This is a genomic window from Ochrobactrum sp. S1502_03, assembly GCF_044435015.1.
In the GTDB taxonomy this organism is placed as follows: domain Bacteria; phylum Pseudomonadota; class Alphaproteobacteria; order Rhizobiales; family Rhizobiaceae; genus Brucella; species Brucella chromiisoli.
In genome coordinates this window covers 17261-27583 of sequence record NZ_JAYEXN010000041.1, presented here as the reverse complement: position 1 = coordinate 27583, position 10323 = coordinate 17261, and the positions used below count along the sequence as shown (strand labels likewise).

Genomic DNA, 10323 nt, shown 5'->3' with positions numbered 1-10323 from the left:
ACCCGAATAGTTCAAAAAATAGCGCGGGGTGGAGCAGCCCGGTAGCTCGTCAGGCTCATAACCTGAAGGCCGCAGGTTCAAATCCTGCCCCCGCAACCAGAAATATAAAACAATAACATATACTTACATACGGCCTAGCTAATCGCAGCTAGGCCGTTTTTGCGTCGTAGGGGCAGTTTAGGGGCAGTAAATATCAACCCCTCTCACCAATTCTCAACAGGTCGCGACCCGTTTTGTCCTGAAATGCTGTGCTAGTATGTCGCAGGGGTGTGCTGTGTATAACCCCCGCCAGAAACGCTCTCACAGCCTCATCAGTTCATTTTGTAAGCTTGTCTGGTGTCGTCGTACCAGATGCCAAATGAAAAAGCGTCTGTGGTTCATTCAGGCGGTGAGGGGAGAATATCACCCCTGTCATCGCTTCCCCCTTCAAAGGCTCTTTTGCAGGATGCTGGCTGTCGCTGCGGTGTTAGTCCCGTCGCACGGCCTGCGATGCACCCTGCGGTGCTATGGTGTAGTCCGTTACGATGCACGATGCGGTGTGTGCGTTTTTGCAGGGTCGTGGTGATATAATGATATTAAGATAGGAGATAACGCGCGCGCACGCGAGGGATTTACGATTTCCTGTTCTGCTTCAATCGTTTCGGCCAGATAGAGATAGAACTTATGGTGGGGCTTGTTACGATGGATGGTGTAGTCCATTACGTTCTATGGTGTAGTCGGTGACGATGGATGGTGTAGTCCATGACGATGAAAACCGGCTTATGGTGTAGTCCATTACGATGCTGTTGCCGGTTCTGCTACATCGGAATCGCGCACACGGATGGTCAAGGTTCGCTTTCGGTTTTCGCCGTCAAGTTCAAGGTCGTAGTCGGGGAACGTGTTGGGGGCGATGCTATGCACGAAGTTTCGCAAGGCGCGATTAAATTCTTTGAGCGGTGCACGCGACCCGCTGCGGTGATGCACTTCGGCTAATTCGAAAGTCACTTCGCCCTTGCTGTGGTTCAATCTTCCCAGCCGATAGAGGGTGCGTGCGAGTGCCGATTTAAGCAGGAAGTAATCGCGGCTGTAGGTCAGAACACTTGGCTGGTCAGCTTCCACGATGCCCTGATAGACCCACTCCGGCACGACAATTTCCACGGTCATGATTTCTCCGCTGTCAGATTTCGATATTGTCTGCCAGTCGGCAATCAAACTGAATGAGCCGCGCCGCCGCCGCTTCTGGCCTTTTTGCTCCACATAAACGACTGTTTCTTTCAGACGTTCCAATGTTTGTTCTAGCCGTGCGTATTGATGCCCGCCCGTACCGTGGCGAGCGAATTTGAGAATATCCTTCTTATGGATTTTGAAACGGCGGGCAGGAGGCTTAGGCGCATCGCCTTTGTAGCCGCTCTCGATATATTTTTTCCGTGCCTTGCGATAGGCATTGGCTTCACGCACAAGCCAGCTTTGCATCAGCAGCACCACGTCATAATCATTGTGCGTTGGAAGCCCCTGTACGCTAGAACCGCGCACATCGACCGTCATATCGTCAATGCTGTAGGTAATGCGTGTTCGTTTTGTCGCTTCTGCCCAATCCAGCTGCGGGGTTCCCGTCCACGGGGCGATTTCCATCAGGTGAACATCGTCCTTGATGGCAAGTTCGCTGATTTCCGGCACAAACAGGTCGGTTTGTGCATCGCCAGCTGGTGGTTTTGAAAACAGCGACGGTTGAGAAGAACGCTGTGGTTTCTCATAGGTGAAGTCCACTTGGGCATCCGTTCCGGTCGCCTGCCTGATAGCATCAGCGGCCAGAGCAGCGTATGGCTGCAAACGGTCGTAGCCCGTGATGTTCGGTGCGATAACCAGAAAGTGCCGTTCGCCCAATTTCTCCAAGCGGCTTACCATCATCGGTAGGCGCGCGTGCGGCTGTTCACGGCCAGCTATTTCTATAACTGTATCCCAAATGTCCTTGCTCACAATAAATTCAGTCGTAAATTGATAAATTAAACACGTTTAATATATCAAAAAATGGCGCGAAAATAAACGAAAAAGCGGGTTTTCGTGGTTCTCCCATAACAGGCGAAAACCCGCTTTTTTGAGCGGTTACGACTTTCCAGTAATCTTGCCCATGATGCCTAAAAAGCTATCCAAGCTGGAATAGCCGCCCGTTGTCATGGCAACGTCTTCCACCGGCAGGCTGGCTTTATCTATCACCGCGCCATGATAGGGGCGGGGCTGGAAACGCGATGGGTCGAACGCCTCACGGCGCACGAAATAATCCCATCGAACATGGCCGAGCTTTATTTCATTGGCAAAGGCAGGCCACTTCATGTGGCCTTCCGCAATCCAACCGCCGTTTGTGTTGTCGCCGCGCACATAGATAAGCACGGGGTCGCCCGTTTCCTTATCCCAACTTGCCACGCGGCCATCGTGCAGGTCAGGAGCAAGCAAGACGGCTTCCTTGTCGTGGCGATCCCATACGGGCAGCGGCCTATCGTTTTCAAACTTGAAGCTGATAACGTCGCAATAGGCTTCATCCTGCGGCGTGCTATCCAGCGAGGGAATTGGCGTTGCAAAGGGATTGTAGAGCGGCGAGGCCATGAAGGCGCGAAACGTCGCAAACATGGCCTTGTTCGAGAACGTATAGCCTTCCTGCCCGTTATCAGCCCGGAAGAACGGATAATTGCCGATGCCCACGGACGGCATAAAGCGCCCCGGATTGTTCGGGTCGCAAAATTCCAGTTCAAAATAGGGTTCGCCGTGGTCAATGGTCACGATTACTTCCGGCGTATAGGTGCGCGACCAGCCTGTGCGTTCATCGCGCAGATGTACGACTTTGGATTCAGGCGTGTAAACAACGCCCGTGCCGACAGGCACGTTGATGTTGGCCGGTGCGCCTTGTGCATCCAGTACCCATTCGGCACTTACCGTTTGCGGCGTATCGTAAAAATCAACCGTTGGCGCGCCCTCACGCACTCTATGTTTCATCGTCGTTTGCCTCCCTTATTCCAAATACATGCCCCTCCGGCACGCCCTTCCATGCGGTGTGTTCTTCTAAAGCATCAAGCAATGCCTGTTCTTCTTCGGTAGGTTGCCGCCGCCGGTCTTTCTTCGGGATGGTGCTGCGCACGTCCGAAGGCATGGCGACTGGTGTATTACGCAAGTCTGGAACCACCGCGGCCATTTCCGGCACGTCAAACCATGCTATGCGTTCGGCCACGATAGGGTCATGGCCAGATTGAAAAATCACCTGTTGCGAACGACCAACGCCGAGTTGACGGCGGATTTCGTTCGGGGAGGCCAGAGGCACGCCCTTAAAATTCAGCGCCGCACTGACAGAGGTATTCGCCTGCGTATAACCTCGGTCGTCGATCCCGCCTTCGCTGTAATTGTTGGCAGGCACTTCATAGGCAACGGTCTTATTGCCAAGCTGTTTTGATAGCAGTTCCGCCGATATGGGGTCAGTGATGCCGAAATAGGATTGCGTGGCGCATTGCGCGAGGATGGTTTCCCAATCCTTCGGATAGATGGATTTGAGCTGATTCAAGCCTTGGGCGAACAACCAGAAGCGCACGCCATAGCCCGCGATTTCGCCCAAGGCTTTGACCAGCTCATCCATGCGGCCAAGGGCGGGAAACTCGTCAATCAGGCAAACAACCGGCAGCTTTGGCGGCGGTGCAGGTGTAATCATCGCCTGATAGAATTGCGAGACAATCAGCTTCAGGAAGGCGCTGTGGCTGTGCAGCTTGTCAAAAGGCAGGATGATATAAACGGTCAGCGGCATATCCCGCATATTGGCAAAGCTGAAATGGCAGGCCGATACCGTTTCCAGCATGGCCGGTTCATCCCATATGGCCGTGCTGGCATTTATCTGTGACAGCACGCCGGAGCGCAGCTTTTCATCCGAGCCGCTAAAGCGGTTGAAGGCGGTTTTCACCACGCGCTGTTGCGTCGTTCTGGCAGCGTTTTCCAGTATCTTCAGCAGGTCAGCTTCAGGCTTGGATAACAGGTCACGGAATTTGCCGAGCGTCGGGGATTGGGACACTTCCACGACATAGAGCAGGATGCCGGTCAGCAGGTTTGCCGCTTCCTGATACCAGAACTGGTTATCACCTTGCGGCATTTCCCCCAACAATGCCCGTGCCAGCCGCCGTGCCGCCGACGCATGGGTAATAAATTCCATCGGGTTGAATTTGGAAAAGGCCGCTTCCGCGTCCCATCCTTCGGTGACGCGGAACGGGTCAACACGCAGCACGCGGGAAAACTTCCGCCTGTGCGCGTGCGTCATGGCGTAGTTTTCGCCCTTCGGGTCAATGACCAGCATCGACCCTTGGTAGGTGAGCAGGTTCGGCACAATCTGCGTTGCGCCTTTGCCTGCCCGTGTGGCGGCTATGGTCAGAATATGCCCCGGTGCGGGCGATACGACAGGGATAAGGTCTTGGGCTTGTCTGTCTGGAACATAACCGAGCGTAATGTAATCGCAGTCGGCATCTTCCCTGATAGCCTGCGCGGCGAGCGCTCTTGCTTCGCTTACGCTCATCCAGCGCGAATCGCCTTCCAGAGGTGGCGGCGATTTCAGCAGCGCCTCACGCTTTGCCTGCGCATCCGTATGGCGCTTGCCTTGCGGCGTCCAAGGTGGCGGCGTTCCGGCCTGACTTTTCCAGCCTTGGTCAAGCGCTTGGCGAGCGGATTTGCTTATTCGATAAAGAGCTTTTGTAAACCACCCACGCGGGTCTTGGCCGCTCATATTTCCCCCAAGCTGTACCCACCTGAATGGTAGGTCAAAAGTGGCGAAAAATCAAAATCGGTGGGGGCTTGTAAAAAGATTATTTCGTTCGGTGAGAAGGATAATCTACTCACCGAACTTGGTTTGTTTTCAATGAGGAAATTACAAGGGGGGACCCTTTCGATAAAATTGACCGACAGGTATGTTATTGAACCACAGTTTGAGGCTGTAGTAACCGCGTGCATACCTGAACCACATATTCTGGAATGCTTTCAAATTTGTGAGGATTAAGCTGCATCACATATTCGTTTTCAATATGATAGGATTCATTGATGAACTTTCGGATCACGTCATCGTCATGTTCGCCATTGATAAGTCGAAATAGTTGAATCTTTTCATATCCAACATCGGTAGCATTGAATTTTTCTTTGATGGTTTCGCGATCTTTGACTTCCAAAACCAATGCGTCGTAGCTGAATCCAGCTATACTGTCTCTAATGCTAACCTCCGCCACATTTTTCTCTTCTGGGGTCATTTCCCTGTCTTCCGTAGCGGATTTTACGGTTGGCGTTTCGCGCCCTTTGAACAGACTGGCTAGAAGGTTGTACTCCATCCCCATGTCATCAAGCAGTTCAAAATGTCGTCTAAGGTAAATCGCTTTGATGAGTGGATCATCCAGCGCGGAGATATTCTCTTTGCATATTTTACCGAATGTCTGAATATCTTCCCTATGGATAGGGACTTCTTTTACTATTCCGTTGCGCGCTGAAAGAAATGTTGCCGAAGGGTTGGCTCCTTGGAATGTGTTAGTGCTCTTTATAACATCAATTGCTGGCTCGATGTCATGGGTCAGGAGAAGTGTTGTTTTATCCCTGAGGCTGGCTTTTCCGTGAAACAGTTCATGTACGATCGCGAATTTTTTGTTTTTATCGAACGACGAAATTGGATCGTCGAGGATTACAAGATCAGGTTTCTCGCTTAGAACGTGGTACATGAAAAGTACCAAAGCAAAGGCATTTTTCTCGCCGTAGCTTAGGTGCCGTGAAGCCATTTCTATGTGGCCATCTACATCGCTATGCACCAGTTTCATTTTGTAAGAATCTGGCTCTTCAACAATTTGCACTGTGTACTTGTAACCAGCAGATTTTAAGAATCCGTTTATGCTCTTCTGATGTGTCTCAATTGTTTTGCGGATTTTTGCTTTGTGGCGATTTATCTTGCCTTTTAAGCTGCCGACTTTGGTGATCAGTTCGTCTAGCTGTGTATTTATCGGATCAACCGTCTTACGGGTCTCTTCAGAGTCCAGCTTGTCGAACATGCTTATATCGATCTTAAGCGGCGTAAGCTTGTCCCCAACATCTTCGACGTCGCGAAGCGAGAAGAAAGAGAGTGTTCGCAGTTCTTCCAGTTTATTGATAAGCGAATCTATATCTGTTTTAAGACCTGTTAGGAAACCATTCTCTTGAGCCGTTAGTTCGACTTTGGCTTTCGTGATTTTGTCCAAGTTTTCGTGGCATTTTTCACTGAAATATTTTCCGAGCCTCTCAATGATTATCTTCAAGGCATTAAGATGCCCGACCGCAGTTGCATCGTATTCGTTTGCAATTGCGAGGGCTGTATCCTTCTGCCCCGGTTCGGTTAGTCCGGTCGAGCAATAGGGGCAAGCATCCCCAAGCTGTAAAAATTCATTTCCCTTAATTTGCCATGAAATCCACTTCGCAGGTTCGTCGCTGCGAATAAACGATTCAAAGGGTTTGAGGGTATCTGGTATGTTTTCAATTTTATTTCCTGAACCAAAGGCTTTGTGCATTTTGCTGCTTTTTGGAATCGCCCCTGTCTTAGAAGGTTTTCCAAATGCGTCACGAAGTTCCTTCAGATCGGCAATTACTTGCTCAATGTTCTCATTGTCTGCAAAGGCTTTCTTAATCCCGGACAAAAGCGCATCGATTTCATTCATTTCCTGTAGATATTCGGGCGTGCGAATGAATATATCGAAGCTATTTTTTACGACTTCATCTTTTTGGAATACAAATTGGTTAACGTATTCTTCATCGAATACGAGTGCTGATTTCAAGCCTTCGGCACCCTCAACCTTTGGCTCTGCCGCATCTGTTTTGCCGCGGTTTTTGAAGGGAATAAGTGTGTGAAGTGTATCGTCATTGCGTATCTGGCTGAGGATGGCTTTTGCTATAGTGCTTTTACCAAGGCCGTTAGGTCCGTATTTAATATTCAAAGCACCTTTGACCAAGTTAATGGTCGCTTGATCTATGCTATTGCAGTTTGAAATTTTAATGCTGAACGTTGGCATATTCCCCATCCCATTTTAAACCAAAGTTGGAAGCATTCTAGCACTTAGCTTTGCGCCGGTTTCAAGCTAAATTATCGGTCAGTCCGTTTGCGGGCTGCCATAATCCTCAATTCTTGCCCCCGCATTCGCTGGCGCTGCATATGGGCTTTGGCCGAATGCCGGAAATGGTCAGGGATAAAATGCTGTGGCCGCTTCGCTGTGGCCACAAGCTGCTTAAAACTCATCTTGCTTGCATCGAGGCCGTGACCGGCCAGCAGCGCGAAGACGGCAGCGAGCAGTTCCGCCGCGTCTTGGTCAGGGAGGGGAACCCCGCCAGACCGCGTATGAAAATACCAAGCCCCCGGCTTGTCCTCTTCTCCGATTTCAGGGGTAATCCACATGCTCAAACGGCTGTCGGCTGCATAGTGGGCGCGATAGGGCATGTTGACGAATATGCGTTCGCCAAAGCCTGAATCGGCTTTGTACGTCAACGATGCCCAATGTTCGCGCTTCACTCTGGCAAGTTCCTTTCCTCATGTTCGCAATCCGCAAAAAGGGAGGCCGACAGGCGGAGCATCGGATTGCGTTCATGGTTTTTTCATCACCTACCGACCCCGCATTTCACTTATGAGTTGTGTGCAGTGGAAAATAACTGACATTTGTTGTGCGGTTGTGGTAAGCATTGTAAAGCATAGCGAAATGCCCTGTCAGCAAGGCTTTCGTGGCGTGACAAAATTTGTACAGAATACGTTTTTGTCATACCCGTTTGGGTTGGATACCATAAGCCGTAGAGATTGGGGCTACGGTTTGTGTTCTTTGGAGGAGCGAGGAAGTGCTCCTGTACAGAAAATAGATTTTCTGTACAACGTCGCAAGGCTACCATTCGACCCGCTACGCTTACGTCTCAAGGTGCCTGTTTCTTCCTCGCCTGCTCAAACGCCGCAGGGGGGGCTTGCACGATGCCAGCACGGGGACACCGTAAACCCGCACATACGCGCCGCGACAAGCAGATGACCTTTTGGGTCACTGCTGCCGAGCGCGACCGCATCCGCGAAAACGCGGAGCGGGCGGGTATGTCCCCTTCGGCATTCGTGCGCGCGCTTGCCTTGGGCAAGACCGTTTCGGTCAAGCCGCAGGGCGAAGCGCGGGAGTTGATCAGGCAGTTGAACCGTATCTGCAACAACCTGAATCAACTCCTGCATCATGCGCCTACAATGGAGCCGGTCGCGAGGGAGGCCATCGCTCACGTCGCCAAGCGCGCAGATGCAGCGCTCACGCAATGGGCAACCGGTGCCATATCCATTGCGCTCACGGGCGATATGATTGCCCGCCTCGCTCACGTTGGCGCGGAAATCAATCGCCTTGCCCGTCTGGCCAATAGCCGCAAGCCCGTGCCAGACGCGATGCTTCTGACAGCCTTGCAAGACCTGACGGAAAAGCTGCTGCCGGTGATGCGATGATTGGGAACCCGTATAAAGGGCGCAGCTTCAAGGGGCTGGTTCGCTACCTGCATCATGGCAGGACGAACGACCCCAAGCCGCACCGTGTCGTCTGGTCAGAAGGCCGCAACATTGCGACGACCAACGACAAGGTGGTTCCCGCTATCATGGCTTCCACGGCAGCGCTTTCAACCGGCGTGCAAAAGCCCGTCTATCATTTGCCTATCAGTTGGCCGCCCGACGAGCGCTTGCCCAAGGAGGTGCAGCTTCAGGTCGCCGATCAGCTCTTGGTCGACCTTGGCCTTGAAGAACACCAAACCCTGATAGTGGCGCATGATGATGGCGATTGCCCCCATATCCATATCGTCGTGAATACGGTTCATCCCGAAACAGGCCGCGTCTGGAACGCTTGGCGGGACGTGTTTCGCATCATGGAAAGTTTGGAACGGCAGGAAAAGGAATTGGGCTTGCAGATCGTGAGCAGACCCGACCTTGAAGCCCACCGTTCCGGCAAAAAATTTCCCGACCGCGAAAACCGTCCGACACGGGATGAACGCAAGCGCGCCGAGCGTGAACAGGACACCGCGCTTGTCAAATGGTCGGAAGCGGAAATGCGGGAACGCCGCAACCAGATTACCGACCATTTTAAGAAGGCTGTCAGCTGGTTAGACCTTGAAGGCCGCTTGCAGCGGCACGGCCTGAAGCTGGTAGAAGCAGGCCAAGGGTTCCGCATCACAGACGGCACCCACTTCATGCAAATGTCGAAGGTGGGCAAACACGCCCGCACAGACAAACTTGCGGAGCGGTTCGGGGAAACGTGGGAAGAGTATCAAATCCTGCGTGAAGACCCGGCACAATCCCACCAGCTGGAACCGCCGCCGTGGGATGATAGCGACGACGCTTTTGCCGACCAGCTTCTTGCCGAAGCCAATGCACAGGAACAGCAGGCGAAAAACCAGCAGAACATTGAACGCGACGAACGCCTGAAAGCGGCTGTTCTCGCCTGCAATGATTGTGACTGGTATCGGGAGAAGGAGAAAGAAGCCTTTGAAATCGGCGGCAAGCGCATCCGCCTGAAACGGGCGCTTCGTTCCAATGAGTTTATCGGTGAGCGCGTCGTCAACGACTACAACAAGGCAATGGATGCCCTGAAAAGCCAGTGCGAGGAAATCTATCGCGACCCTGTGGCCGCGATGGCTTCCATCCGCAAGCAGCTGGATGCCGGAAAGAGCATCGAGGAAATCAACCTTGCCAGTGCGGGCAAGCTGAAGGGCTGGAAGTTTTTCGGTTGGGCAAGCAAGGCGCGCAATGACGCGCACCATGCGATTGCCAAGGGTGGCGTGCAGCGTTCCCATGAACGGGTGCGCCGATTGCTCAACCAGCAGCAAATCGGGGATTATGAGCGGTTGAAGCTGACCGCACAGCTTGGCGACCTTGATGCCCGCTATTCCGAGGTCATGGGCATTGTCGGCACAGAGACAAAACGCAAGGAAATCCGCAAGGAACTGTACCAGCGGCGCTATCGCACACTGTCCGTCCTATCGGAAAAGGAAATTCTGGAATCAAGCTTAGAATCTGACCAGATAGAACGGCTTATCGCGGTGAAATCCGCGATGCCGTCCTATCATCCGCGCCAAGATAACGGCAGGCTTCAGCCCGACGATATATGGCGGTCAGAACTTCCCGAAGATGTGAAGCGCCGCCTTGCCCAACACATTGTTGACCGCATCGAGCGCCAACGGGATGCCGAACGCGAAGGTGTTGCCCTTGATATGGACGACTACGAGCGCGCACGGCAGGCCGAACGCGATGCAGCCGCCCGTTCAATGGGCGATTGGGGCAGAGGTCGAGGGCGGTAGCAGCAGCAATTTTACGCTGTGCTTTTGAAGCAA

General features: G+C 52.5%; 7 protein-coding genes and 1 tRNA gene. 3 read left to right on the top strand and 5 right to left on the bottom strand.

Annotation, left to right across the window (positions count from 1 at the left end):
* The first annotated feature begins 22 nt into the window (after nucleotides 1-22).
* Nucleotides 23-99 (top strand) — tRNA-Met (locus VBH83_RS17320).
* Nucleotides 100-774: 675 nt separating this feature from the next.
* On the opposite strand, the gene VBH83_RS17315 is transcribed toward VBH83_RS17320, so the two are convergent.
* The 5 genes from VBH83_RS17315 to VBH83_RS17295 all read right to left on the bottom strand — a co-directional run bounded on the left by VBH83_RS17315 (nucleotide 775) and on the right by VBH83_RS17295 (nucleotide 7507).
* Nucleotides 775-1956 carry a replication initiator protein A gene (locus tag VBH83_RS17315; protein WP_396998803.1) on the bottom strand — a complete coding sequence of 394 codons (1182 nt, stop codon included), beginning with the start codon at nucleotides 1954-1956 and terminating at the stop codon, nucleotides 775-777.
* A 126-nt stretch (nucleotides 1957-2082) separates the two neighbouring features.
* Nucleotides 2083-2967: a hypothetical protein gene (locus tag VBH83_RS17310; RefSeq protein WP_396998801.1), complete on the bottom strand. Its 885-nt coding sequence runs from the start codon at nucleotides 2965-2967 to the stop codon at nucleotides 2083-2085.
* Nucleotides 2957-4726, bottom strand: a complete 1770-nt coding sequence (locus VBH83_RS17305; protein WP_396998799.1) for a type IV secretory system conjugative DNA transfer family protein — start codon at nucleotides 4724-4726, stop codon at nucleotides 2957-2959. Before VBH83_RS17305 ends, VBH83_RS17310 begins: the two co-directional genes overlap by 11 nt.
* Before the next feature lie 184 nt (nucleotides 4727-4910).
* Nucleotides 4911-7013 (bottom strand): AAA family ATPase, encoded by a 2103-nt coding sequence (locus tag VBH83_RS17300; RefSeq protein WP_396998797.1) that lies wholly within the window; start codon nucleotides 7011-7013, stop codon nucleotides 4911-4913.
* 71 nt (nucleotides 7014-7084) lie between these two features.
* The gene (locus VBH83_RS17295; RefSeq protein WP_396998795.1) at nucleotides 7085-7507 is read right to left on the bottom strand and encodes a hypothetical protein; all 423 of its coding nucleotides are present in this window, start codon (nucleotides 7505-7507) and stop codon (nucleotides 7085-7087) included.
* 444 nt (nucleotides 7508-7951) lie between these two features.
* Between VBH83_RS17295 and VBH83_RS17290 the strand changes: the two genes are divergently transcribed.
* Nucleotides 7952-8452 (top strand): plasmid mobilization protein, encoded by a 501-nt coding sequence (locus VBH83_RS17290; RefSeq protein WP_162995424.1) that lies wholly within the window; start codon nucleotides 7952-7954, stop codon nucleotides 8450-8452.
* The gene (locus VBH83_RS17285) at nucleotides 8449-10290 is read left to right on the top strand and encodes a relaxase/mobilization nuclease domain-containing protein (RefSeq protein ID WP_121987168.1); all 1842 of its coding nucleotides are present in this window, start codon (nucleotides 8449-8451) and stop codon (nucleotides 10288-10290) included. The genes VBH83_RS17290 and VBH83_RS17285 overlap by 4 nt, the downstream gene beginning before the upstream one ends.
* Nucleotides 10291-10323 lie beyond the last annotated feature (33 nt).